Source organism: Pseudomonas sp. MD330_10 (assembly GCF_042610415.1).
GTDB lineage: Bacteria > Pseudomonadota > Gammaproteobacteria > Pseudomonadales > Pseudomonadaceae > Aquipseudomonas > Aquipseudomonas rhodesiae.
The window spans coordinates 56841-81607 of the sequence record NZ_JBHGZU010000023.1 but is presented as its reverse complement, the minus strand read 5'-3'; the positions used below and the strand labels follow the sequence as shown (position 1 = coordinate 81607).

At 61.5% G+C, this 24767-nt stretch carries 30 protein-coding genes; 16 read left to right on the top strand and 14 right to left on the bottom strand.

The window, feature by feature from the left end; all coding sequences use genetic code 11:
* The 7 genes from ACFZPT_RS24605 to ACFZPT_RS24575 form a co-directional block, all read left to right on the top strand.
* A partial coding sequence (locus tag ACFZPT_RS24605; protein WP_379555904.1) for an RHS repeat-associated core domain-containing protein occupies nt 1–597 on the top strand: 597 nt, incomplete at its 5' end.
* On the top strand, nt 594–926 hold the full coding sequence (locus ACFZPT_RS24600) for a hypothetical protein (protein WP_034115239.1): 333 nt from the start codon (nt 594–596) through the stop codon (nt 924–926). The genes ACFZPT_RS24605 and ACFZPT_RS24600, both read left to right, overlap by 4 nt.
* Before the next feature lie 409 nt (nt 927–1335).
* Nucleotides 1336–2475 (top strand): Fic family protein, encoded by a 1140-nt coding sequence (locus ACFZPT_RS24595; RefSeq protein WP_034115240.1) that lies wholly within the window; start codon nt 1336–1338, stop codon nt 2473–2475.
* A 74-nt stretch (nt 2476–2549) separates the two neighbouring features.
* Nucleotides 2550–2792, top strand: coding sequence for an exodeoxyribonuclease VII small subunit (locus tag ACFZPT_RS24590; RefSeq protein WP_003194556.1), 243 nt, complete (start codon nt 2550–2552; stop codon nt 2790–2792).
* Complete coding sequence (gene ispA, locus ACFZPT_RS24585) at nt 2789–3676, top strand: (2E,6E)-farnesyl diphosphate synthase (protein WP_034100956.1); 888 nt, start codon at nt 2789–2791, stop codon at nt 3674–3676. Before ACFZPT_RS24590 ends, ispA begins: the two co-directional genes overlap by 4 nt.
* Before the next feature lie 111 nt (nt 3677–3787).
* Nucleotides 3788–5686, top strand: coding sequence for a 1-deoxy-D-xylulose-5-phosphate synthase (dxs, locus tag ACFZPT_RS24580; protein WP_034115241.1), 1899 nt, complete (start codon nt 3788–3790; stop codon nt 5684–5686).
* Between the two features lie 82 nt (nt 5687–5768).
* A complete protein-coding gene (locus ACFZPT_RS24575; RefSeq protein ID WP_034115242.1) occupies nt 5769–7658 on the top strand; it encodes a TonB-dependent receptor domain-containing protein in 1890 nt (629 codons plus the stop codon).
* 6 nt (nt 7659–7664) lie between these two features.
* Here the strand turns inward: ACFZPT_RS24575 and ACFZPT_RS24570 are convergent, their stop codons facing one another.
* The 11 genes from ACFZPT_RS24570 to nrdR all read right to left on the bottom strand — a co-directional run bounded on the left by ACFZPT_RS24570 (nt 7665) and on the right by nrdR (nt 15871).
* Nucleotides 7665–8453, bottom strand: coding sequence for a cobalamin-binding protein (locus ACFZPT_RS24570; RefSeq protein ID WP_034115243.1), 789 nt, complete (start codon nt 8451–8453; stop codon nt 7665–7667).
* Nucleotides 8450–8869, bottom strand: coding sequence for a hypothetical protein (locus ACFZPT_RS24565; protein WP_034100960.1), 420 nt, complete (start codon nt 8867–8869; stop codon nt 8450–8452). Before ACFZPT_RS24565 ends, ACFZPT_RS24570 begins: the two co-directional genes overlap by 4 nt.
* Nucleotides 8866–9483, bottom strand: a complete 618-nt coding sequence (ribA, locus tag ACFZPT_RS24560) for a GTP cyclohydrolase II (RefSeq protein WP_034100961.1) — start codon at nt 9481–9483, stop codon at nt 8866–8868. Before ribA ends, ACFZPT_RS24565 begins: the two co-directional genes overlap by 4 nt.
* A 128-nt stretch (nt 9484–9611) precedes the next feature.
* A complete protein-coding gene (locus tag ACFZPT_RS24555; RefSeq protein WP_034100962.1) occupies nt 9612–10340 on the bottom strand; it encodes an ABC transporter substrate-binding protein in 729 nt (242 codons plus the stop codon).
* Nucleotides 10341–10406: 66 nt separating this feature from the next.
* Complete coding sequence (gene thiL / locus ACFZPT_RS24550; protein ID WP_379555908.1) at nt 10407–11372, bottom strand: thiamine-phosphate kinase; 966 nt, start codon at nt 11370–11372, stop codon at nt 10407–10409.
* An 18-nt stretch (nt 11373–11390) separates the two neighbouring features.
* Nucleotides 11391–11891: a transcription antitermination factor NusB gene (gene nusB, locus ACFZPT_RS24545; RefSeq protein ID WP_034100964.1), complete on the bottom strand. Its 501-nt coding sequence runs from the start codon at nt 11889–11891 to the stop codon at nt 11391–11393.
* Nucleotides 11888–12364, bottom strand: coding sequence for a 6,7-dimethyl-8-ribityllumazine synthase (ribE, locus tag ACFZPT_RS24540; protein WP_034100965.1), 477 nt, complete (start codon nt 12362–12364; stop codon nt 11888–11890). Before ribE ends, nusB begins: the two co-directional genes overlap by 4 nt.
* Before the next feature lie 88 nt (nt 12365–12452).
* Nucleotides 12453–13544 (bottom strand): bifunctional 3,4-dihydroxy-2-butanone-4-phosphate synthase/GTP cyclohydrolase II, encoded by a 1092-nt coding sequence (gene ribBA, locus ACFZPT_RS24535; protein WP_034100966.1) that lies wholly within the window; start codon nt 13542–13544, stop codon nt 12453–12455.
* 15 nt (nt 13545–13559) lie between these two features.
* Complete coding sequence (locus tag ACFZPT_RS24530) at nt 13560–14222, bottom strand: riboflavin synthase (protein WP_034100967.1); 663 nt, start codon at nt 14220–14222, stop codon at nt 13560–13562.
* Between the two features lie 45 nt (nt 14223–14267).
* Nucleotides 14268–15404, bottom strand: a complete 1137-nt coding sequence (gene ribD / locus ACFZPT_RS24525) for a bifunctional diaminohydroxyphosphoribosylaminopyrimidine deaminase/5-amino-6-(5-phosphoribosylamino)uracil reductase RibD (RefSeq protein WP_034115244.1) — start codon at nt 15402–15404, stop codon at nt 14268–14270.
* Nucleotides 15401–15871, bottom strand: coding sequence for a transcriptional regulator NrdR (gene nrdR, locus ACFZPT_RS24520; RefSeq protein WP_026067112.1), 471 nt, complete (start codon nt 15869–15871; stop codon nt 15401–15403). The genes ribD and nrdR overlap by 4 nt, the downstream gene beginning before the upstream one ends.
* A 139-nt stretch (nt 15872–16010) precedes the next feature.
* Between nrdR and ACFZPT_RS24515 the strand changes: the two genes are divergently transcribed.
* The gene (locus tag ACFZPT_RS24515; protein ID WP_034100970.1) at nt 16011–16466 is read left to right on the top strand and encodes a YbaY family lipoprotein; all 456 of its coding nucleotides are present in this window, start codon (nt 16011–16013) and stop codon (nt 16464–16466) included.
* Nucleotides 16463–17116: a methyltransferase gene (locus tag ACFZPT_RS24510; protein ID WP_034100971.1), complete on the top strand. Its 654-nt coding sequence runs from the start codon at nt 16463–16465 to the stop codon at nt 17114–17116. Before ACFZPT_RS24515 ends, ACFZPT_RS24510 begins: the two co-directional genes overlap by 4 nt.
* A 34-nt stretch (nt 17117–17150) precedes the next feature.
* Here ACFZPT_RS24510 and ACFZPT_RS24505 read toward each other — a convergent pair whose 3' ends face one another.
* Entirely contained in the window at nt 17151–17468 is a 318-nt protein-coding gene (locus ACFZPT_RS24505) for a hypothetical protein (protein WP_177329713.1), read from the bottom strand.
* A 12-nt stretch (nt 17469–17480) separates the two neighbouring features.
* Here ACFZPT_RS24505 and ACFZPT_RS24500 point away from each other — a divergent pair, with 12 nt between their 5' ends.
* Both ACFZPT_RS24500 and trxA read left to right on the top strand, forming a co-directional pair.
* On the top strand, nt 17481–18380 hold the full coding sequence (locus ACFZPT_RS24500; protein ID WP_312830699.1) for an Abi family protein: 900 nt from the start codon (nt 17481–17483) through the stop codon (nt 18378–18380).
* A 73-nt stretch (nt 18381–18453) separates the two neighbouring features.
* Complete coding sequence (gene trxA / locus ACFZPT_RS24495; protein WP_034115246.1) at nt 18454–19326, top strand: thioredoxin; 873 nt, start codon at nt 18454–18456, stop codon at nt 19324–19326.
* Here the strand turns inward: trxA and ACFZPT_RS24490 are convergent.
* On the bottom strand, nt 19323–19670 hold the full coding sequence (locus tag ACFZPT_RS24490; RefSeq protein ID WP_034100973.1) for a hypothetical protein: 348 nt from the start codon (nt 19668–19670) through the stop codon (nt 19323–19325). The two genes, trxA and ACFZPT_RS24490, sit on opposite strands and share 4 nt — an antisense overlap.
* Before the next feature lie 132 nt (nt 19671–19802).
* Here ACFZPT_RS24490 and ACFZPT_RS24485 point away from each other — a divergent pair, with 132 nt between their 5' ends.
* The 5 genes from ACFZPT_RS24485 (at nt 19803) to ACFZPT_RS24465 (ending at nt 23713) form a co-directional block, all read left to right on the top strand.
* Nucleotides 19803–20402, top strand: coding sequence for a DUF2796 domain-containing protein (locus ACFZPT_RS24485; protein WP_034115247.1), 600 nt, complete (start codon nt 19803–19805; stop codon nt 20400–20402).
* A 6-nt stretch (nt 20403–20408) separates the two neighbouring features.
* A complete protein-coding gene (locus ACFZPT_RS24480; RefSeq protein WP_034100975.1) occupies nt 20409–21119 on the top strand; it encodes an ABC transporter ATP-binding protein in 711 nt (236 codons plus the stop codon).
* A gap of 1 nt (nt 21120) precedes the next feature.
* On the top strand, nt 21121–22386 hold the full coding sequence (locus ACFZPT_RS24475) for an ABC transporter permease (RefSeq protein ID WP_034100976.1): 1266 nt from the start codon (nt 21121–21123) through the stop codon (nt 22384–22386).
* A gap of 11 nt (nt 22387–22397) precedes the next feature.
* The gene (locus ACFZPT_RS24470; RefSeq protein WP_034100977.1) at nt 22398–22919 is read left to right on the top strand and encodes a DUF3299 domain-containing protein; all 522 of its coding nucleotides are present in this window, start codon (nt 22398–22400) and stop codon (nt 22917–22919) included.
* A 95-nt stretch (nt 22920–23014) separates the two neighbouring features.
* Entirely contained in the window at nt 23015–23713 is a 699-nt protein-coding gene (locus ACFZPT_RS24465; protein WP_034100978.1) for an OmpW family protein, read from the top strand.
* Between the two features lie 120 nt (nt 23714–23833).
* On the opposite strand, the gene ACFZPT_RS24460 is transcribed toward ACFZPT_RS24465, so the two are convergent.
* Nucleotides 23834–24718, bottom strand: coding sequence for a sugar nucleotide-binding protein (locus tag ACFZPT_RS24460; RefSeq protein ID WP_034100979.1), 885 nt, complete (start codon nt 24716–24718; stop codon nt 23834–23836).
* Nucleotides 24719–24767: the final 49 nt, after the last annotated feature.

Genomic DNA, 24767 nt, shown 5'->3' with positions numbered 1-24767 from the left:
TACTTCGACGAAGAAAGTGGCCTGCACTACAACCGCCATCGCTACTACAATCCGGATATTGGTCGCTACCTGACGCCAGACCCGGTGAAGTTGGCGGGTGGGATCAACTCCTACCAGTACGCTCTAAACCCTACAGGATGGGTAGATCCGTTAGGCTTAAACACCTGCCCCGGGGGAGACGGTTGTAAGCCAGAGGTAGCTGCTAATGAACCGGCCAAAACTGTAAAAGCTGATGAAGGAGATGCTGTATTACCCAAAACAGGAGGAGCTGAGCGATCAGCTAAATATTCAGCGAATTGGAAAACAGCTAGCCTGAGTGAAAACATTGTCAAATTTGCCGGCACCGATCCAACTGTAACCACAACAGACAAAGGCAAAAAAATATATAAGAACCCTCTAAATGGAATTGAAGTTGTAGAGGACATCAATGGAAACTACTTTAGAATCTACGACCCATCATTGCCGGGATCGAGACGATACTTAAGCCTTGAAGGCGTCGTGCCCAACAACAAGACATCTCCTTCAGGAAAGCAAATGGGCAGAACACAAAGTGAATACAATGAAGCAACCCATTTCAATAAGGAACTAAAACAATGAAGATGATTTGTGTCCCACTCACGCTAGAGGCCATGAGGTTATTGGACATAAATGATTGCCCGGACTCTCTGCTTGAAACCATTCACCTCACCGATGAAGATTATAAAAAACTACTGATCTCTGGCGCAGTGGAAACTATAAATAACACCCTGGGAAAAATAATTGACGACTACGAAGATGAGAGTATCAATACCAACGAGGACCTCATCAAGGCGCTAGCGATATTTAAAGACCACCTGACGCCTGAAAACTCATCAGTAATGAAAAAATTGATCCACCTGAACACAATCGCAATCAAGAACCACACAGGGCTATTTTTCTTCTTTTAGCTTGATACATGTACTTGGTAAATGGTCAATTTCTACCATTTCTCCATAGCGCAACTAAAACATTGAGTTTGATGAGCTAATCACTCGCTAATCCAGCTTTTTTCGAAGTGAGCTCAACTGACATTTGTCTTTATCCAACAAATATCTGAGCAGAACGTCACCTAATGGCTTGGTATAGAGACACACTCATTCGACTTTGATGTCGGGACGCATCATGGATGACTGCTCCTGAAAAATCGGAGAGTACAGCATCCGTCACTAGATTTCGGCCTAGAAGGTGGACTTTATGGCGTGCTCACGAAAACACCCACCACCAGCCTAGACCCTGAGCCAAATCCGCAGCACAATCGGCTCACCAAATGAGCCGAATAACCCCTTTATTCGGCTCACGCACCCCAGGCATTCCACCATGGCTCATCCGCACTGGATCTGGCAACACGCCGACTGGCCGCACTTCCACTGGCAACCCGGTCGCCTCGCGGCGTTGCTGCGCGATTGCGGACAAGCCCAGGGCAAATTGCTGGGCATGCTCGGCTCCGTCAGCCAGCCAGTCAGCGCACAGAATGAACTGGATGCGCTGCTGCAAAATATCCTGACGTCCTCGGCGATTGAGGGTGAACAGTTGAATGTCGGCTCGGTGCGCTCGTCCCTGGCAAGGCGGATGGGCCTGGAAGCGATGGAAGACGGTCAGGTAAGCCGCCGCAGCGAAGGCCTCGCCGAGTTGATGATGGATGCCACTCAACAATTCACCCAGCCGTTTACCCTCGCCCGCCTATTGAAATGGCATCACTTATTGTTCCCGGTCCCGGAAGCGGGCTATACCGCTCGAGCGCTCAATATTGGATCCTTGAGGGGAGATGAGCCAATGCAAGTCGTGTCGGGCCGGCTTGATCGGCCGACCGTGCATTTCGAGGCCCCGCCACGTCTGGGACTGGAGCAGGCACTGGCGGATTTTCTGGAGTGGTTCGAAACCAGCCGCGATCAGCCGGAACTGGACCCGCTGGTACGCGCCGGCGTCGCGCACTTCTGGTTTGTCACACTGCATCCCTTCGATGACGGCAATGGTCGCCTGACACGCGCTATCACCGATTTGGCACTGGCCCAGGGTGAACACCAGGCCATCCGTTTCTATGCCATGTCAGCCAGCATCCTCGAAGACCGCACCGGCTACTACAACGCACTGGAATCCAGCCAGAAGGCCTCACTGGATATCACTGACTGGCTGGAGTGGTTCCTTAAAACCCTGTTACGCAGCGTGCAGCAGGCAATGGCGCGGATTGACCGAGTGCTGGGAAAGAGTCGGTTCTGGCAGCAACACCGCGACCTCCCTTTGTCTGCTGAACAAATCAAGGTCCTCAATCGCCTGCTCGACGGTGATGAGAAGGGCTTCGAACACGGCATCAGCGCAGCGCAGTACCAAGCGGTGGCAAAGGTATCCAAGGCGACAGCGACGCGACACCTGGCTGACCTGCTGGAAAAAAACTGCTTGGTTCGTCTGCCCGGAGGCGGCCGCAGCACGCGTTATCAGGTCAATACAGCAGGCAAGTGACACCCCGCTCATTTGCCCAGAATCCCCATGTCTGCTAGTGTCGCGCCGGTTTACCGTCTACCGGAATAGCCGCCATGGCCCGCAAAAAAGTTGCACTCGATTTCGAACAATCCCTCGCTGACCTGCAAGCTCTGGTCGAGCGTCTGGAGAACGGCGAGTTGTCGCTGGAGGACTCGCTGACAGCGTTTGAGCAAGGCATCGGCCTGACCCGCGACTGTCAGAGCGCGTTGGCGCAGGCGGAGCAGAAGGTGCAGGTGTTGCTGGAACGTGACGGGGAGTTGGCCGAAGAACCTTTCGACGCGGAACAGCCGGAATGATCGACGCGTATCAGGCCAGTAGCCAAGCCCGGGTGAATGCGGCGCTGGAACCCTTGTTCGTAGCGCCAAGCCCGGAAATGAATCGCCTCTATGAAGCCATGCGTTACAGCGTGATGAATGGCGGCAAGCGCGTGCGCCCTTTGCTGGCGTACGCAGCCTGTGAAGCGCTGGGCGCGCCGGCCGAGCAGGCCAATGGCGCCGCGTGCGCGGTGGAGTTGATTCACGCGTATTCCCTGGTACATGACGATTTGCCGGCCATGGACGACGACGATCTGCGTCGCGGCCAGCCCACCACTCATAAAGCCTTCGATGAAGCCTATGCCATCCTGGCCGGTGATGGCCTGCAAAGCCTGGCGTTCAGCGCATTGCTGGACCCGCGCCTGAGCAGCGTCAACGCCGAGATCCGCCTGCGCATGGTCACCACACTGGCGCAGGCTGCGGGCCCGGCCGGGATGGTCGGCGGGCAGGCCATCGACATGGGCTCGGTCAGTCTCAAGTTGGATCAAAAAGCACTCGAACACATGCATCGCCACAAGACCGGCGCGCTGATAGAGGCCGCCGTGCAGTTGGGCGCGCTGGCCAGCGGCCATGCGCAGCCTGCGCAATTGGCGGCCTTGCAGACCTACTCCCAGGCCATCGGCCTGGCTTTCCAGGTGCAGGACGACATTCTCGACGTGGAAAGTGACACCGCCACCCTGGGCAAACGCCAGGGCGCCGATATCGCCCGGGACAAGCCGACCTATCCTGCGCTGCTCGGGCTCGATGCTGCCAAGGCCTACGCCCTGGAACTGCGCGACCAGGCCCTGGCGGCCCTGCGACCTTTCGACGCGGCGGCCGAGCCGTTGCGTAACCTGGCGCGGTATATCGTCGAACGCCGCCACTGATAACCACGGCCATTACGGCCGCATATCGGCCAAGTTCGGCGCTCCGCGTGGGCAGTTTGCGATGCTTGAGGTAAACTGCCGCCTCTTTCTATACCTATAACGATTCGCCTGATGCCCACGACGTTTCAAGAGATTCCCCGCAAGCGCCCGTCCACGCCCCTGCTCGACCGTGCTGCCACGCCGGACGGCCTGCGTCGTCTGGGTGAAGCCGAGCTGGAAACCCTGGCCGATGAATTGCGCCTGGAATTGCTCTACACGGTCGGTCAGACCGGTGGGCATTTCGGTGCCGGCCTGGGCGTCATCGAGCTGACCATCGCCCTGCATTACGTGTTCGACACCCCGGACGACCGGCTGGTGTGGGACGTGGGCCATCAGGCGTATCCGCATAAAATCCTCACCGGCCGTCGCGAACGCATGAGCACGCTGCGCCAGAAGGACGGCGTCGCCGCCTTCCCGCGTCGTTCGGAGAGCGAGTACGACACCTTTGGCGTCGGCCACTCCAGCACGTCTATCAGTGCGGCACTGGGCATGGCGATTGCCGCCCGCCTGCAAAACAGTGATCGCAAAGCGATTGCCGTGATCGGCGATGGTGCACTGACCGCCGGCATGGCGTTCGAAGCGCTGAACCACGCGCCGGAAGTGGACGCCAACATGCTGGTGATCCTCAACGACAATGACATGTCGATCTCGCGCAATGTCGGCGGCTTGTCCAACTACCTGGCCAAGATCCTTTCCAGCCGTACGTACGCCAGCATGCGCGAAGGCAGCAAAAAGGTACTCTCGCGTCTGCCCGGCGCGTGGGAAATTGCCCGGCGCACCGAAGAATACGCCAAGGGCATGCTGGTGCCCGGCACCTTGTTCGAGGAACTGGGCTGGAACTACATCGGCCCCATCGATGGCCACGACCTGCCGACCCTGATCGCCACGCTGCGCAATATGCGTGACCTCAAGGGCCCGCAGTTCCTGCATATCGTCACCAAAAAAGGCAAAGGCTTCGCCCCGGCGGAAGTCGACCCGATCGGTTATCACGCGATCACCAAGCTCGAACCGCTGGACGCTCCCGCCGCCGCGCCGAAAAAGGCCAGCGGGCCGAAGTATTCCGGGGTGTTCGGCGAGTGGCTGTGCGACATGGCCGCCGCCGACTCGCGCCTGGTGGGCATCACTCCGGCGATGAAGGAAGGCTCTGATCTGGTGGCGTTCAGCGAGCGTTTCCCGCTGCGCTACTTCGACGTGGCGATTGCCGAGCAGCACGCGGTGACGTTCGCCGCCGGCATGGCCTGCGAAGGCGCCAAGCCCGTGGTCGCGATCTACTCCACCTTCCTGCAGCGCGGTTACGACCAACTGGTGCATGACGTCGCGGTGCAGAACCTCGACGTGCTGTTCGCCATCGACCGCGCCGGCCTGGTGGGCGAAGACGGGCCGACCCACGCCGGCAGTTTCGACTTGTCCTACCTGCGCTGCATCCCCGGCATGCTGGTGATGACGCCGAGCGACGAAAACGAATTGCGTAAGATGCTCAGTACCGGCCATCTGTACAACGGCCCGGCTGCGGTGCGTTACCCACGCGGCAACGGCCCGAACGCCGTGATCGAAAAAGACCTGGAGCCCATCGAGATCGGCAAGGGCGTCGTGCGTCGCCAGGGCAGCCAGGTGGCGTTCCTGGTATTCGGCGTGCAATTGGCCGAAGCCTTGAAAGTCGCCGAGAAGCTCGACGCCACGGTGGTCGACATGCGCTTCGTCAAACCTCTGGATGAAGCGCTGGTGCGCGAGATCGCCGGCAGTCACGAGTTGTTGGTCACGGTGGAAGAAAACGCCATCATGGGCGGCGCCGGTGCAGCGGTCAGCGAGTACCTGGCGCGGGAGAATATCCTCAAGTCGGTGCTGCACCTGGGCTTGCCGGATGTGTACGTCGAACATGCCAAGCCGGCGCAGATGCTGGCCGAATGCGGGCTGGATGAGGCCGGGGTTGAAGCCTCTGTGCGCAACCGCATGGCGCTGCTGGGCCTGTAGAAACCGGGACCAAAGGAGTGTGGGAGGGGGTAAGCCCCCTCCCATATTTGATTTGTGCCCTTCTCAACGCCATGGACAGCCCATGAAACACCTGTACTTTGCCTTGCTGCTCCTGCCCTCCCCGCAATTGCTCGCCGACACCCGCGACGATGCGCTGAAACTCCCCGATATCGTCATCAGCACCAACCGCCAGGTCCAGGCGCGCAATGACAGCAGCGCCGCCAACACGGTGTTCACCCGCGACGATATCGACCGCCTGCAACCTACCAGCCTTACCGACCTGCTCAACCGCGTGCCTGGCGTGCAAGTGGCGCCCACCGGCGGGCGCGGCAGTTTGCCGGGGATCTACCTGCGCGGCACCAAGTCCGCTCAAAGCCTGGTGCTGGTGGACGGCCAGCGCATCGCCAATACCACCTCCGGCGATAGCGGCCTGCAATACATCAGTGTCGATCAGATCGAGCGCGTGGAAGTGCTGCGCGGCTCGCGCTCGGTGATCTACGGCAGCGATGCAATTGGCGGGGTAATTCAAGTCTTCACCCGACGCAACGCCGAGCAAGGCTTGCAGCCACGTCTGACCTTGGGCTTTGGCAGTCTTCAGACCTGGCAACGCAGCCTCGGTCTGTCAGGCGGGGATGAACACACGCGGTTCAACCTGGGCGCAAGCCTGGACGAAACCGCTGGCATCAACTCGACCCACGCGTCCTTTCCCACTGACGGCGACCACGATGCTTACCGTAACCAGTCCCTCAGTCTTAACCTCAGCCATTCATTCAGCGAGGCGCTGGAGGCGGGTTTCAACCTGCTCGATAGCCGGGGCAAGTCGGAGTACGACAACAGTTTCGGCCGCTACGACGCCGCCAGCGGCCAGACGCTGGGGCAAAAGCCCTACACCGATTACACCGTCAGCAGTGCCAGCGGTTACCTCGATGCCACGTTCAACCCGCGCTGGCAGTCACGCCTGGAACTGGGCCACAGCGAGAACCGCGACACCAAGCGCGACACCCTCAGCGACGACTTCAGCGTGTTCAACACCTACCGCGACTCGGTCAACTGGCAGAACGACCTGACCCTGGACGAACACAACAGCCTGATCCTCGGCGGTGACTGGTATGAAGACCGCTTCCACGGCTCCACCGCGTTCAGTGAAAACAGCCGCTGGAACCGCGCGGCCTTTGTGCAGCATCGCTTTCACAGTGAGTGGTTTTCCACGGAACTGGGCCTGCGCCGTGACCAGAATCAGCAGTTCGGCGCGCAGAACAGTTGGAGCGGCACGCTGACCTTGCCGATCAACCCCGACAATGATGTGTTGCTGAGCTACAGCGAAGGCTTTCGCGCCCCCACCTTCAACGACCTGTATTACCCCGACACGCGGTACAGCAACCCCGACCTGCAACCCGAAACCTCCAAGAGCTACGAATTGCAGTGGCGCAGCCAGCTCAGTGACAGCACGCGCCTGGAGGCCTCGCTGTACCGCACGGACTTGAGCGACGCAATCATCCTCGACAGCACGGGCAAGCCGCAGAATGTGGCGTCGGCGCGTATCAACGGCATGGAAGCGGCGCTCAAGCAGGACCTGTTCGGCTGGCAGGGCAATCTGGGGTTGTCGATTATCGACCCGCGCGACCGTAGCACCGGCCATACCCTGGCCCGGCGCGCACGGCGAACGTTGAGCCTGGACCTGGACCGGCAATTCGATCAACTCGGCCTCGGCGCCAGCTGGCACGCAATCAGCAACAGCTATGACGATGCCGACAATGCACAACGCCTGGACGGTTATGCATTACTTGGGCTACGCAGCCGTTGGGCGATCAATCGAGAAGTGGCGCTGTCGCTGAAGGTCGATAACGTGCTGGACAAGTCCTACACCCGGGCGCGCTATAGCTATAACGATCCGGCGTTTATAAACAATCAGGATTACCGCGAAGAAGGCCGAGTGTGGCTATTTGGCGTGACCTGGACCCCAGAAATTTGAGGCCACTCAAAGGTCCGGCGCAATCACCTGACACAACCGCCCCACCGCCTCCAGCATCTGCCCACTGGGCCGCTCCAGGCCTTTATCGGGCACCTGCCGTACGCGATCGGCCATGGTTGGCCAGGCTTTCCAGGCGTCCATTTGCGCTTGATCGCTGACCAGAATCAGCTCGGGATTGCGCTGCAACACCGACTCGATACTGACTTGCGGCGCCGGCAGTTTGAGGTCGTCGAACACATTGCGTGCGCCGCAGACCGTCAACGCGTCGCTGATGATCTGCCCACCGCCCACGGTGTACAGCGGCGAGTTCCACACCTGGTAAAACACTCGAAAAGGTTCGGCACGTCGGTAGCGCTGACGCAGTTCGGCCAGGCGCTGGCGCAACCGCTCGGCCAATTGCCGGCCGGCGTCGGCACGCCCAAGCCGCTCGGCGATGGCCTGAACCTGGGTGGTGAGTTGTTCGAGATTGTGGGGTTCGGCGACGTACACCGGGATATTCAAACGCTGCAACTGCGCGCGCTGGGCCGGGCCGACGCTGCCGGGCCACAGTAGGATCAGGTCCGGCTTGAGGCTGAGCAGGCGTTCCATGTCCAACTGCCCGTAACGCCCCACGGAAGGCACCTGCGCCAATGCCGCCGGGCGCTCGCCACCGTCGAGCAGGCCCACCAGCAGGTCGGCGGCACCCAGTTCCATCACGATTTCCGACAGCGACGGCGCCAGGCTGACCACCCGCTCGGCCGCCAGGGCTTGGGCACTCAGCACCAACACCAGCAGCGCCAGCCAGCGGCGCATCATCCCAACTGACGCGGGATGCGGTAGAGATAAAACAGCACCATCGTCGACAGCGCCAACAGAAACAACGGCACCGCCTCCAGGCCGACGAACACCGCCAGCGCACCGATCCACGCGGGCAGCGCGGCCACCAGCAGCGCCGTACGGCGACGGGCCGCCAGGGTGATCCAGGCGCCGGGTTCTTCGGCGGTATCGAGGGCTTTGGAGGTGGCGATCAACGCGTGTTTATAGCCGTTGAAGTAGCGCAGGCTGAGGAACATCGAGGCCACACCCGCGATAAAGAACGGCATGGCCAACACCGGCAGCAAGGATTCAGCCTGGCCAAACACCAGGTTGATCACAAACAAGGGCAACAGCGCCAAGGCCAGATACTGCCACCAGTTGACGGACAGCCGACGCTTGACCTGGCCCCGGGTCACGCGCGGTCTACCTCACCCTGATGCTCGTTGCCCATCATGTGGTCGAGCTTGCTGGCCTTGGTCGCCAGGTAGAGCTTGTTGTGCGGGTTTTGCCCCGTGTGCAGCGGCACGCGCTCGGCCACGGTGATGCCCATGTCGGTCAAGGCCTTGACCTTGCGCGGATTGTTGGTCATCAGGCGCAGGGATTTGACCCCCAGGTGCTCAAGCATCGGCAGGCAGATCGCGTAGTCACGCTGATCGGCCGCGAAACCCAGACGTTCGTTGGCTTCCACAGTATCGGCGCCGCCATCCTGCAATTCGTAGGCGCGGATTTTGTTCAGCAGGCCAATGCCGCGGCCTTCCTGACGCAAATACAGCAACACGCCACGACCTTCCCGGGCGATGGCCTGCAGCGCGGCTTCGAGCTGCGAGCCGCAGTCGCAGCGCTGGCTGAACAACGCATCGCCGGTCAGGCACTCAGAGTGCAGACGGCCAAGCACGGGTTCGCCATCGGCGATGTCGCCCAGGCTGAGCACAACGTGCTCGCGCCCGGTGGCTTCTTCAAGAAAGCCGCTCATGGTGAACGTGGCAAAAGGGGTAGGCAGCTTGGAAGCGGCGACGAAAACGACGGGCACCGTGTGCTCCTGATTTCAGATTTCACAGAGGCGGCATTGTAACAGCAGGTTCTGACAGACGCTTAAGCTGAATGATCGCTGATAAAGATCAATCGGTTCGATTGGCCTTCAACTCGGTTCTATGCAGGTCAGAATGGATAGGGCTGTTTCCAATGCTGGAAAATCGGTTTGAGTTCGCCGCTTTTCACCAGCACATCCATACGCCGATCAAACACGTTCCGCAGGCCCCGCCCCTGCTCGGTATCGGCAAAACCCACGTAAAGCGGTAGTTGGGTCAGATGGGTCAACTGAAAGATCGACGGGTCTTGCGCCTGATTGAGGACTTCCTGTGCCTCGGTAAAGGCATCGATGTAGAAGTCGGCTCGTCCGTGTTGCAGCATCGGCAAAATACCGTCGCGCCGACGTATCTGGTTAAAACGTCGTACATTCGGCAAGTAGGCCTCGTATTTGTAGCCATGCACCCAGGCCAGGCGATACTCCCCCAGCGTGGCCAGGCTCGGCGCCTTGGACGTGGCCAGGCCGAGGGCGTAAATGGGATCGGAATCGTAGTGCCAGCGGGGATACAGCACATCCTCGACTTCGTCACGGTACGAACCGACCCAGCCGTCCACCTCGCCGCGCTGGGCCAAGCCAACCGCTCGGGTGTAGGGCTCGGTGCGGGTTTGAACAGTGAATCCCGCCGGCTCGAATACCTTGCGCATCACGTCCCAGGCCAGGCCGCTGCCGTCGGCATTGGTGTAGCCGTCCCACGCCTCACTGGCCAGCGTAACCTTGGCAGGTGACACGGGAGTCTCCTGCGCCTGCAACAGCGTCGCGGCGGAGCACAGCAGTGTCAGCAACCAGCGGCGTACACCCATGGGGGCGACCTCCTACAGAGCCTTGCATCAGGGATTACGCTATTGAGGGTAGCCCAGGCCGCCGCTTCAGGGTGCATCGCGAAAATGTTGGTAGCCGCGCACGGCGGGTGTGATGTCCTGGCCATTGGCGTCAAGCAGTGTCACGCCCTGGCCTGCCTCGACCCGGCCGATCACATGAATCGGCCAGCCGTCGCCCAGCAACGGCGCCAGCTGCGCGGGCGGCAGGGTAAAGGCCAGCACATAGTCGTCGCCACCGCTCAGGGCGGCCACCCGCGCCTGCTCGTCACCAACGAATGCCAAAAGAGCTTTGGACAATGGCAGCGCCTGCCGCTCAATGACCAGGCTGACAGCCGAGGCTTTGGCGATATGCCCACAATCGGCCAATAGCCCATCGGAAATATCCATCGCCGCTGTGGCCTTGCCGCGCAGCGCCAATCCCAGTGCCAGTTGCGGTTGCGGCGACCAGTAATGGGCCAATAACGGCTCGGCGACGGCCGCCTCGGCGCTGCGCTGGCCTAGCACCAGCGGCAAGGCGCCGGCGGCGTTGCCCAGTTCGCCGCCCACGCATAGCCAATCACCTGGCTGCGCGCCGCTACGGGTCAGGGCCTGCCCCGCCGGGACACGGCCGAACACGGTCATGGTCAGGCTCAGCGGCCCGCGCGTGGTATCGCCCCCCACCAAGCCCACGCCGCAGCGTTGCGCCATGGCGTTCAAACCCTGGGCATAGCGTTGCAGCCAATCGGCGTCGACGCTCGGCGTAGTGAGTGCAAGGGTAAATGCGAGGGGGTGGGCGCCCATGGCGGCCAGATCGCTCACCGCCACGGCCAACGAGCGCTGGCCGAGCAGGAACGGATCGCAGGGGTCGGCAAAATGCACGCCGGCCACCAGAGTATCGGTGGAGATTGCCAGTTGCTCCCCAGGGGGCAGCGCCAGCAAGGCGCAGTCGTCGCCGATCCCCAGGGCAATGCCTTCGCCGCCCCGCGCACAAGGCGCGGCGGCGAAGTATGTGCGGATCAGCTCAAACTCACCCATCGAGAACTCAAGCGCGGATCAGCGCTTGTGTTCCTTGACTTCGGCTTCGCGCAGGCGCGGGGCCAGCTTATCGAGCACGCCGTTGACGAACTTGTGGCCGTCGGTCGAACCGTAGACTTTCGCCAGCTCGATGCCTTCGTTGATCACCACGCGGTACGGTACGTCGACGCGCTTGAGCAGTTCCCAGGTGGACAGGCGCATTACGCACAGTTCTACCGGGTCCAGTTCCTCGATGGTCAGGTCCAGGCAAGGTGCCAGGGCCGTGTCGATCTCGGTCAAGCTGGCGTGAACGCCGTGCAGGATGTCGTGGAAATAGCTTTGATCGGCGAAGGTAAAGTCGTTATCGACGCGAAACTGCGCTTCGATTTCGTTCAGCGAAGCACCTGCCAGATGACGCTGATACAGCGCCTGGGTCGCAAGTTGACGCGCCTTGCGACGCTTCTCGCTCTTGGACGGCTTGCCGGCATCCGCAGGGCGTGGGTCCTGAGGGTTGAACTGATCGCTCTCGTCGGAAATCACTTGGCCTCCAACTGCGACAGCAGGCTGACCATTTCCAGGGCGGACAGGGCAGCTTCGGCACCTTTGTTACCGGCCTTGGTGCCGGAACGCTCGATGGCTTGTTCGATGGAATCCACGGTCAGCACGCCGAACGCAACCGGCACGCCGAACTCCATGGACACCTGGGCCAGGCCCTTGGTGCATTCGCCGGCCACGTATTCAAAGTGCGGCGTGCCGCCCCGAATGACCGCGCCCAGGGCGATGATTGCAGCGTATTCGGCCTGTTGGGCCACTTTTTGCGCAACCAGCGGAATTTCGAAGGCGCCAGGGGCGCGGATGATCGTGATGTCGCTCTCGCTCACACCGTGGCGAACCAGGGCGTCCACGGCACCGCTTACCAGGCTTTCAACCACGAAGCTGTTGAAGCGGCCAACCACCAGGGCATAGCGGCCTTTGGGGGCGATGAAGGTACCTTCGATGGTCTTCAGGGTCATTCGACAAATCTCTTAAAGAGCCGGGACGCGAAAAGTGCGTCCCTCAGTGATGATTTAACCGCGAACAAGGGGCAGAAATCGCCGGCCTTTATTCGGAGGGCACGTATTCTACAACTTCCAGATCGAAACCGGATATCGCATTAAATTTCATCGGTGCGCTCATCAGGCGCATTTTGCGCACACCGAGGTCACGCAGGATCTGCGAACCGGCACCGACAATGCTGTAGGTGGTCGGGGTTTTCACCTGGGTCTGCTCGGCGGTTTCACGGATATGCGCGAGCAAAACGTCGCCATCCACCGGGTTGCCCAACAACAGCACCACGCCGCTGCCAGCCTCGGAAACCGCGGCCATGGCGGCGCGCAGGCTCCAGCGGCCGGGTTGCTTGACCATCAGCAGGTCGCGCAGCGGGTCCATGTTATGCACGCGGACCAGCGTCGGTTCATCGGCGCAAATATTGCCCAGTGTCAGGGCCATGTGCACGTCGCCTTCCACCGAATCACGGTAGGTCACCAGGTTGAATTGGCCCAGTTCGCTGTCCAGTGGCTGCTCGGCAATCCGCTGAACGGTACGTTCGTGGATCATCCGATAGTGAATCAGGTCGGCGATGGTGCCGATCTTGATGCCGTGTTCGGCGGCAAACGCTTCGAGTTCGGCGCGACGGGCCATGGTGCCGTCATCGTTCATCACTTCGCAGATCACGCCGCTGGGTTCGAAACCGGCCATGCGCGCCAGGTCGCAGGCGGCTTCGGTGTGGCCGGCACGGGCCAGGGTACCGCCGGGCTGGGCCATCAACGGGAAGATATGGCCGGGGCTGACGATGTCTTCAGCCTTGGCGTCCTTGGCGGCGGCGGCCTGCACGGTGCGCGCGCGGTCGGCGGCGGAGATGCCGGTGGTGACGCCGGTGGTGGCTTCAATCGATACGGTGAACTTGGTGCCGAAACCCGAGCCGTTACGCGGCGCCATCAACGGCAGCTTGAGCAGTTCGCAGCGCTCGCGGCTCATGGGCATACAGATCAGGCCGCGGGCGTGCTTGGCCATAAAGTTGATGTGCTCGGCCTTGCAGGCTTCGGCGGCCATGATGATGTCGCCTTCGTTCTCGCGGTCTTCGTCATCCATCAGGATGACCATCTTGCCTTGGCGGATGTCTTCAACCAGTTCTTCGATGCTATTGAGCGCCACGTGGCACCCCCTTGGTCAGGATTTCAGGTAGCCATTAGCGGCCAGAAAACTTTCGGTGATGTTCCCGGCAGTCGGCTCTGCGGCCTTATCGCCCAGCAACAGGCGCTCCAGGTAACGGGCAAGCAAGTCCACTTCCAGATTCACCCGGCGACCCGGCTGGTACGAGGCCATGATGGTTTCGCTCAGGGTGTGCGGGATGATGGTCAATTCGAATTCGGCGCCGTTGACGGCGTTCACGGTCAGGCTGGTGCCGTCGACGGTGATCGAGCCTTTGTGGGCGATGTACTTGGCCAAGTCTTTTGGCGCACGGATGCGGAATTCCACCGCCCGCGCGTTTTCGCTGCGCGACACCACTTCGCCAACGCCGTCGACGTGGCCGCTGACCAGGTGACCGCCCAGGCGGGTGGTCGGAGTCAGGGCTTTTTCCAGGTTGACCGGGCTGCCGGCCTTGAGATCGTTCATCGCCGTGCAGTCCAGGGTTTCGCGGCTGACGTCGGCGGCAAAGCCATTGCCCGGCAGTTCGATGACTGTCAGGCACACGCCGTTGACGGCGATGCTGTCGCCCAGTTTGACGTCGCCCAGGTCGAGCTTGCCGGTTTCAACCAGCAGGCGAACGTCGCCGCCCTTGGGGGTCATGGCGCGAATGCTGCCGATGGATTCGATAATGCCGGTGAACATGGCCTTCTCCTGGAAAACGGGGCCGCGCGGTGCGCAGGCCGAAAATTATACGCTGGCTGATGGCACAGGGATGGCGGTGACTCGCCAGTCGTCGCCTACAGCGCGCATGTCAGTGATCTTGAGTTGGGGAGCGTCGGCCAGTTTCTCAAGCGGCCAGTCCAGCAAAGGGCGGGCGGCGGAGCCGAGGAACTTGCCGGCGACGAATATCACGTACTCGTCCACCAGGCCCTGCTGCGCAAACGCGCCGGCCAGACTTGGCCCTGCCTCCACCAGCACTTCGTTGACGCCCCTCGCAGCCAGCGCCACCAGCGCCGAACGCAGGTCGACCTGGCCGTCGACGCCCGGTACTACCAGGCATTCAGGGCCACGGGGAAACTGGTTTTCCGGGGTCACGCAGGTGATGACCAGTGCCGGGCCGGCCTTGAAGAACGGCGCATTGAGCGGCACCCGCAGGCGGCCGTCGATCAACACGCGCAACGGCGGGCGCGACATGGCCAAGGCGGTTGTGGCTTCATCGAGGCCCAGTTCGGCGGCACGCACGGTCAGCCGCGCGCCGTCGGCCAGCACCGTGTCGGCACCGGTCAAGACCACACTGGCCTCGGCACGCAGGCGCTGCACTGCGGCACGGGCGGCGGGGCCGGTGATCCACTGGCTTTCGCCGCTGGCCATCGCGGTGCGACCGTCCAGGCTCATCGCCAACTTGACCCGCACAAAAGGCAGACCGTGTTCCATACGTTTGAGAAAGCCGGGGTTCAGCGCTCGCGCCTGGCTTTCCAGCACGCCGCTGCGCACTTCGATCCCGGCCTGGGCCAGACGCTGCATGCCGCGCCCGGCGACTTCCGGATTGGGGTCCTGCATCCCGGCCACCACCCTTGCCACGCCAGCACTCACCAGCGCGTCGGCGCACGGCGGCGTGCGGCCATGGTGGCTGCAAGGTTCGAGGGTCACGTATACCGTGGCGCCGCGCGCTTTATCGCCGGCGGCGCGCAGGGCATTGGGCTCTGCGTGGGGCTCGCCGGTGCGCTCATGCCAGCCTTCGCCGACAATCTGCCCATCGCGCACGATCACGCAGCCGACCCGTGGGTTGGGATGGGTGGTGTACACGCCCTTGCGCGCAAGCTCCAGGGCACGGGCCATGTAGTGGGCGTCGAGCACGGCCTGTTCGGCGGAAGGCGGGTTCATTGTTTGGCCGGCTCGCGGGCCAGGCGATCAATCTCTTCGCGGAACTCGTTGAGGTCCTGGAAGCGTCGGTACACCGAGGCGAAACGGATATAGGCGACTTCGTCGAGCTTTTGCAGCTCGCTCATCACCAGCTCGCCCACGACCAGGCTCTTAACCTCGCGCTCGCCGGTGGCACGCAACTTGTGCTTGATATGCGCCAGGGCCGCTTCCAGCCGCTCGACGCTCACCGGGCGTTTTTCCAGGGCACGCTGCATACCGGCGCGCAGTTTTTCTTCGTCGAAGGGTTGGCGGCTGCCGTCGGACTTGATCAGCCGTGGCAACACCAGTTCGGCGGTTTCGAAGGTGGTGAAACGTTCACCGCAGCCAGAGGCCAGGCATTCGCGCCGGCGACGTACTTGATCGCCCTCGGCGACCAGTCGCGAGTCGATGACCTTGGTGTCGTTGGCACCGCAGAAGGGACAGTGCATGGTGGCAGGCAACAAAAAATGGGAGGGCCATGGTAGCGCATCCCCGTGGCAAGACAAGCCATAGCCTTTACGGTATATAGGCTGACAATTATGTTTCTTCTCTTTTAAGCCACGGATTTTGTCCCTTCTGGAGCCGTACATGCAGTTACGACCTGTTGTTTTACTCGCGTTGTTCAGTGTTCTGGTCGCCTGCAGCAGCGAAGCCCCCAAGCCGAGCGCGCCCCAACCGACGCCCGCGCAGGAGAAAAAAGTCCCAGGGGTCGAAGACCTCGGCCCCCTGCCGGCCTACCAGCGTGAAATCAACGGCAGCCTGACCAACGTGCCCGCCGGCGCCGAGGTCGAGATGGCATTGCTGGTGATCGACGACCGCTCGCGCCCGCAACAATTACTGGCCAGCAGTGTGCTGACCGGCAACGGCAAACCCCTGGCCTTCCGCCTGCGATTCAACCCTGAAGCGTTCCCGGCCGGTGCGCGGGTCGAGTTGCGCGGTCGCGCCAGCCAATCCGGCCAGTTGATCCTGCACCTGCCCGCCGTGCGCATTACCCAGGCGATCACCCAGACCACCGGCCCCCTGCAACTCGTCAAAGCACCATGACGCCACCGCTGCACCTGCAGCGCGCCCTGAGTGCGCTGATCGGCGACGCGCACCTGGTGCCCTGCGCGCTGCCGGGCACCGACCTGTGGTTATGGCTGCTGGACGCGGACAACATGGACCGCGCCTTCAGCCAGGAAGAAACCCGGCGCATCCTGCATGAACCGCCCTACTGGAGTTTTTGCTGGGCCAGCGGCCTGGCGTTGGCCCGCTATCTGGCGGCGCACCCTGATTGGGTTGCGGGCAAGCGCGTGCTGGACTTCGGCGCTGGCTCCGGGGTGGCTGGCATCGCCGCCGTCAAAGCTGGCGCCCTGGAAGTGGTGGCCTGCGACCTTGACCCGCTGGCACTCGCGTCTTGTCGGGCGAATGCCGAACTCAACGGCGTCGAACTGGCTTATTCCGCCGATTTTTTCGCCGAAGCCGACCGCTTCGACCTGATCCTGGTGGCCGACGTGCTCTACGACCGCGCCAACCTGCCACTGCTGGATCACTTCCTCAGCCGTGGACGCGAAGCGTTGGTGGCCGATTCGCGCGTGCGGGACTTCCAACACCCCGCCTATCGACGCCTGGACATACTGGATGCCCTGACCCTGCCGGACCTGGCCGAGCCTTGGGAGTTTCGCAAGGTGAGCCTGTACCATTCGAAGCGTTAAACCCGCACGTTACAGATTTTCAGCAATAGATTGGTTAAGACAGCAAAAGCGGGTGCATGGAAAATGCCCTCCTTCGCAAGCGGCCTGGACCATCGATCTGCATGCTTTTCCAAACAGTTTCAATCATTGCTGAGCGCTCAACGCCCTTGCAAAAAATCGGGCGGCTACCTAACCTTTGCAGCAATACACCCGCCATGCCTCTGGTTGCCTTAGCAACCAAGCACAAATTGTGCGGGTTTTTTTTGCCCGGTATTTTTTGAGCATGAGGACATTCAGCAAACCCGCCATTGACGTTCGCGCCCAGCTTGAGCTGCTCAAGCACCGCGGGTTGAATGTTCAGGATGAGGTTCACGCAGAGTCTTTTTTGCAATCGGTCAGCTTCTTTAGGCTCAGCCCCTATATGCGACCGTTTCAGCAACCGGAGGATATCGATCATCGCTTTCGTGATGGCAGCCAGTTTCGTCAGTTAACGCGTCTCTACGACTTTGATCGACGGCTTCGCTTACTGACCATGGATGCCATCGAGAGAGTCGAAATCGCATCTCGTGCAGTCATCAGCAACCATATGGGGCCCGCCCATGGCAGTCATTGGTATATAGACCCACGAATGTTCCATCAGATGTTCGATCATCAGCGGCTGCTTACGACGCTGTCCTTCAAACAATCCACAGCCATGCGTGATTTTCAGCGCGAATGCGAGCGCATCGATAGATCCCGTGCGGACGACAGGAGAAAAGGCCTACTTAAACGCCAAAGAGCTAAAGAAAGCTACGCCCGCCACTACCCCGCCACCTACGCCCACCCACCTCTTATGCCTGGCTGGGCGATGTTGGAGGAACTGACACTGGGCGATTTATCCCATTTATATAAAGGCTTGGCGAAAGACGCGGACAAAAAGGCGATTGCCAGGCGTCTGGGAATTGCGGCTCCCCTGATGCAGTCTTGGCTGCACACCCTGACCACCATTCGAAACATATGCGCCCATCATTCACGGCTGTGGAACCGAGAATTAGGCATTCGTCCCGAACTGCCAAAGAAAGCCAACTTTTTATGGCCCAAACATCTCTTTCAGCCCGGGCCGCACACCCGCATTTTTGCAGCGCTATGCATTTTGAATCATCTGACACATCGAGTGAGCCCCGACAGCCACTGGGATCAACGCTTGCATCAACTGATTTGCGAATTTCCCGACGTTAGCCTTAAAGCGATGGGCTTCCCTCTCAATTGGTATCAGGACCCTTTTTGGCATGCGCTTGAAAACTGAGCACCCTGCTGCTTCCGGTAGCTTTCGCCAGCCCTTATAGTTGCCCCCATTCCCGCTTTCTTCGAGACGCCCCATGAGTGAGCCCACCCCGTATATCTTCGACGCCACCACTGCCACCTTCGACCAGGCGGTAATCGAAAACTCATTCCACAAACCTGTACTCGTGGATTTCTGGGCCGAGTGGTGCGCGCCGTGCAAGGCGTTGATGCCGATGCTGGCGCAGATTGCCGAGAGTTATCAGGGCGAGTTGTTGTTGGCCAAGGTCGATTGCGATGCCGAGCAGGATATCGTCGCGCGCTTTGGTATCCGCAGCCTGCCGACCGTTGTGCTGTTCAAGGACGGTCAACCGGTGGACGGGTTTGCCGGGGCGCAGCCGGAATCGGCGGTGCGTGCGATGCTGGAGCCCCATGTGCAGATGCCACCGCCGGCCGCGGCGGACCCGTTGGAGCAGGCCCAGGCGTTGTTTGCCGAAGGGCGTATCAGCGATGCCGAAGCCGTATTGGTGGCGCTGCTGGGCGAGGACAACACCAACGCCGGTGCGCTGATCCTCTACGCGCGCTGCCTGGCCGAACGCGGTGAGTTAGGCGAAGCCCAGACCGTGCTGGATGCGGTGAAAAGCGACGATCACAAAGCCGCCCTCGCCGGCGCCAAGGCGCAAATCACCTTTCTGCGCCAGGCCGCCGACCTGCCGGACGCCGCCGAGCTGAAAAGCCGTCTGGCCCAGAACCCGCAGGATGATGAAGCGGCGTATCAACTGACGATCCAGCAATTGGCCCGCCAGCAATACGAGGCGGCGCTGGAAGGTCTACTCAAATTGTTCATCCGCAACCGCAGCTACAACGAAGGCTTGCCGCACAAGACCTTGCTGCAAGTGTTCGAACTGCTGGGCAACGATCACCCGCTGGTGACGGCGTACCGCCGCAAGCTGTTTGCCGCGCTGTACTAATCGCCGACCCAACGGTACAGCGGCGTATCCCCGCCGCTGGCCACTTTGACCTTGGCGCTGTGGCGCAGGCGCACCAGCAGACGCTTGCCCGCCGCCGCGTCGCCGGCCAGCCCTTCCAACTGATCGAGCAGTTCCAGGCCGCTGAGTTGGCCCGCATTGCGCAATAGGTCCTGGGCGCCCTGCCATAGGTCATCGTTGGGCTTCGCCGCGGCTGCCGGTGCAGCGCTGGCTGGCGCCACTGGCGCGGTCTGAAATTGCGCGCCCAGGCGGGCCCAATCGCCGTCGTCCATCTCTACCGTCAAGTCCACCGGCAGGTCGCCGATGGTTCCACGAATTCGCAACATCGTCCCTACTCCCGCAGTTTTTCCGACCGGCATGCTCCCATGTGGCTTGCACAACGCCAAGCGGGCGGTCAAACTCTTGCCACTATTGTTATAAGATCACATAACAAAACTTTCATCTCCGGGAGCTTTTCCATGCGCCGTCTGTTGCTTGCCCTGCCGTTTGCCCTGCTGCCACTGGCCGTTGCTCAGGCTCATGAGGACCATGACCACGAACACGGTAGCCTCGGCGCCCACGAACACGGCGTCGCTCGTCTCAACGCGGTGCTCGACGGCCAAGCCTTGGAGCTTGAGCTGGACAGCCCGGCGATGAACCTGGTGGGGTTCGAGCACATGGCCAGCAGCGCCGCCGATAAAGCCAAAGTCGCCGCCGCGCGCAAGCAACTGGAAAACCCTGTTGCCCTCTTCAACCTGCCCACGGCCGCCGGTTGCAAAGTCAGCTCCCAGGAACTCAACAGCCCGTTGTTCGGTGACAAGCCCGAAGCCGATCACGACGACGATGATGACGCCACCGACGGCAAAGGCGCAGCCGCCCATGAGCATCATCACGACCACAGCGAAATCCACGCTCACTATCAATTCACCTGCGCCACACCGAGCGCCCTGAGCAATCTGGACCTGACCCAAGTGTTCAAGACCTTTCCCGCCACCCAGAAAATTCAGGTACAACTGATCGGCCCGAGCGGCCAGCAAGGCGTTGATGCGACGGCCACCGCAGCCACTTTGAAGTTCTGAGTGCCCATGACCCACCCATTGATCGAACTGTCCGACCTGGGCTTTAGCTGGCCCGGTCATCCTCAGTTGCTGGATATCCCCGCCTTTCGTCTGGAGCGCGGGGAAACCCTGTTTCTCAAAGGCCCCAGCGGCAGCGGTAAAACCACGTTGCTGGGCTTACTGGGTGGCGTGCAGAAGCCCGGCCGAGGCAGCATCCGCCTGCTCGGCCAGGAACTCACCGCGCTGTCGGCGGGTGCCCGGGATCGCTTCCGTGTTGATCACACTGGCTATATCTTCCAGCAGTTCAACCTGTTGCCGTTCCTGTCGGTGCGCGAGAACGTCGAGCTGCCTTGCCACTTTTCCAAGCTGCGCGCGCAACGCGCGGTCCAGCGTCACGGCAGCGTCGACCAGGCAGCCGCTACTCTGCTCGCGCACTTGGGGTTGAAAGACAAGGATCTGCTGGAGCGCCGCGCCGACTCGCTGTCCATCGGCCAGCAACAACGGGTGGCCGCCGCCCGTGCGCTGATCGGTCAACCGGAACTGGTGATCGCCGACGAACCCACCTCGGCCCTGGACTACGACGCCCGCGAAGCCTTTATCCAACTGCTGTTCGCCGAGTGCCGCGACGCCGGTGCCAGCCTGTTGTTCGTCAGCCATGACCAGAGCCTGGCGCCGCTGTTCGACCGTCATTTGTCGCTGGCCGAACTCAATCGCGCCGCCACGCCCGCAGAGGTTTGAGATGTATCTGTTCCGTCTAGCCATGGCCAGCCTGGCGAACCGCCGCTTCACCGCGATCCTCACCGCCTTCGCCATCGCTTTGTCGGTGTGCCTGTTGTTGGCCGTGGAGCGGGTGCGCGTCGAGGCCCGCAATAGTTTCGCCAGCACCATCAGCGGCACCGACCTGATCGTCGGCGCGCGCTCGGGCTCGGTGAACCTGCTGCTGTACTCGGTGTTCCGCATTGGCAACGCCACCAACAACATCCGCTGGGACAGCTTCGAGCATTTCGCCGCCAGCCCTCAGGTGAAATGGGCGATTCCGATTTCCCTCGGTGACTCCCACCGCGGCTACCGCGTGATGGGCACCAACGCCTCTTACTTCGAGCACTACCAGTACGGCCGCAAGCAGAACCTCGAACTGGCCAGCGGCCGCGCCTTTGCCAGCGACCCGTTCGAAGTGGTGCTCGGCGCCGAAGTGGCCGATGCGCTGCACTATAAACTCGGCGACAAACTGGTGCTGGCCCACGGCGTAGCGGTGGTCAGCCTGGTGAAGCACGATGACAAGCCGTTCACCGTGGTCGGTATTCTTAAGCGCACTGGCACGCCGGTGGACCGTACGCTGCATATCAGCCTCGGCGGCATGGAAGCGATCCACATCGACTGGCACAACGGCGTCCCCGCCCAAGGCAAAGGCCGGATCAGCGCGGACCAGGCGCGCAACATGGACCTTACGCCGCAGGCCATCACCGCTTTTATGCTGGGCCTGAACAACAAGATCTCCACCTTCGCCCTGCAACGGGAGATCAACGAATTTCGCGGCGAGCCGATGCTGGCGATCCTGCCGGGCGTGGCGTTGCAAGAGCTGTGGAGCATGATGGGCACCGCCGAAAAAGCGCTGTTTGTAATCTCGCTGTTCGTGGTGCTGACCGGCCTGATCGGCATGCTCACGGCGATCCTCACCAGCCTCAACGAGCGCCGCCGCGAGATGGCGATTTTGCGCTCGGTGGGTGCGCGACCGTGGCACATCGCGACGCTGCTGATCTTCGAAGCCTTCGCCCTGGCGCTGTCAGGAGTAACCGCGGGCGTTGGTTTGCTCTATGTGTGCATCGCCGCCTCGCGCGGTTACTTGCAGGCCAATTACGGCCTGGACCTGCCGATGTCATGGCCGAGCGAATATGAATGGACCCTGCTCGCCGGTATCCTGGCCGCCGCGCTGTTGATGGGCAGCGTGCCCGCGTGGCGCGCCTATCGACAATCCCTGGCCGACGGCCTGTCCATTCGTTTATGAGGAAGGTTTCGATGCGCCGTGCCCTGTTTGCCCTGTTGCTCGTGCTGGCCGTGCCGACCTGGGCCGATGAGCCGCCCAGGGATCTGTCCTGGCAGGAAATGATTCCGCCGGACGCGCCGCCGGAAGTGCCCAATATGAAGCCGCTGCACGACCTGTCGAAAATGGCCGATGCCTTGTCCGTGGAAGCGGCGCCAGCGGCCAAGCAGGACTTGCCCAATGCGCCGGTGGTCAAGAGCCTAGACGGCCAGCATATTCGTCTGCCGGGTTATATCGTGCCGTTGGAAGTCAGCGAGGAAGGCCGCACCACAGAGTTTCTGCTGGTGCCGTACTTTGGCGCGTGCATCCATGTGCCGCCGCCGCCGTCGAACCAGATCGTGCATGTCAAAAGCGAAATCGGTGTGAAGCTCGATGAGCTGTACCAGCCGTACTGGATCGAGGGCGCGATGCAGGTCAAGCCGTCCACCAGTGAGCTGGCCGACGCCGGTTACCAGATGGACGCCGAGAAAATTTATATGTACGAACTACCCGAATAGCGCTTATTGCCCTTTCATTGAGCTGAGTCAAAAGACCGAACGGAACGATCTTTACCATTGGACCTACAACTTTTTTAACGTCCTTTGGAGCTCCCATGAACAAGTCTCTGCTCGGCGCGTCCCTCTTCGCGCTCGCCCTCGTCGCCCCTGCCGCCCACGCTCACGAAGCTGGTGACATTCTGGTTCGCGCCGGTGCAATCACCGTGAACCCGAAAGCCGACAGCGGCAGCGTCAAGGTTGACCAGGGCCCTCTGGCCGGCGCCAACCTCGGCGGCAAGGCGACCATGAGCAGCGACACTCAACTGGGCTTGAACTTCGCCTACATGGTCACCGACCACGTCGGTATCGAACTGCTGGCTGCTACCCCGTTCGAGCACGACGTGAAGATCAAGAACACCGCCCTCGGCGCCGCCAACGGCAAGCTCGGTACCCTTAAGCACCTGCCGCCGACCCTGAGCGTCGTGTACTACCCGCTGGATAAAAAATCCGCGTTCCAACCGTACGTCGGTGCCGGTATCAACTACACCTGGATCTACGACGAACACGTCGGCAGCCGTGCCGAGAGCGCAGGCTTCAGCAACTTCAAAGCAGAAAACTCCTGGGGCTGGGCCGCGCAGATCGGTGCGGACTACATGATCAACGACAAGTGGATGATCAACGCCCAGGCGCGCTACATCGACATCAGCACCAAAGCCACCGTGGACAACAACGCTGTGGCCGCCGGCACTCGCGCCAAGGTCAATGTGGACGTGGACCCAATGGTCTACATGGTGGGTATCGGCTACAAGTTCTAAGCCTGCTCTAACCAGCACTGCATAACCCATGTGGAAGGGGGCTTGCCCCCGATAGCAAAGTGTCAGTCAACAGGTTCATTGACTGGCCCAGCGCTATCGGGGGCAAGCCCCCTCTCACATTCAGCTGCGGCGGTAGAAACGGTCCAGCAAGGCCGGCAACGCCGCCCGCCATGCCCGTGGCTTGATGCCGAAGGTGTGCAGGATTTTCTTGCAGGCGAGCACGCCGTGCTGCGGTTCTTCGTTGGCGTCCGGCCGGGCGGCGTGGGCCTGGGCGGTGGGTGATTCGATGGCCAGCGGATGATAGCCGCGGGCTTCGGTGAGGATCGCCTGGCCCAGCGCCAACGGCGTCGTCGCCTCCTGGCCGGCATAGTGATAGGTGCCCCACAGCGGCGCGGCGCAATCGAGTTGCTTGAGCACCGAAATGATCACCCGTGCGGCATCGTCCACCGGCGTCGGGTTGCCGCGCCGGTCATCGGCCATCAGCAATGGCTCCGGTTGTTCGGCCCGTTCCAGAAAACGCCCGAGGGTGCCGTCGACGCTGTCATCCAGCAACCAGCCAAACCGCAGCAACACATGTTGCGGGCACGCCGCACGCACACTCTGTTCGATACGCCACAACGCCTGGCCACGTAGGCCCAGAGGCACCGGCTCATCTTTTTCGCTGTAGGCGGTGGCGCGGGAGCCATCGAACACACGGTAACTGGACGGTTGCAGCAAGGTGATCGAATGGTGCTGGCACAGTTCGGCCAGGCGTTCGATGGCGAACTCCTGGGCGGCCAGGCGCGTTTCGCTGACCGCTTCGGCCTGGAACCAGTCGAAATAGTAGGCGAGGTTGATCAACGCATCGGGACGGGTGTCGTCGAGCAGTTGGGTGAGGCTCGCGGCATCCCAGCCGTCTTGGGGCGGTTTGGGGGCGAGGAAACCGATATCTTCCTCCGCACCGAGGCGAATCAGCGCCTGCCCGAGGGCATTCCCGCCGCCCAGTAACATAAGGCGCATTCGCATAGATTGAGCAGGCCCGGTCTGTTTGGAACGATGGTGGTTGTCGACAAGG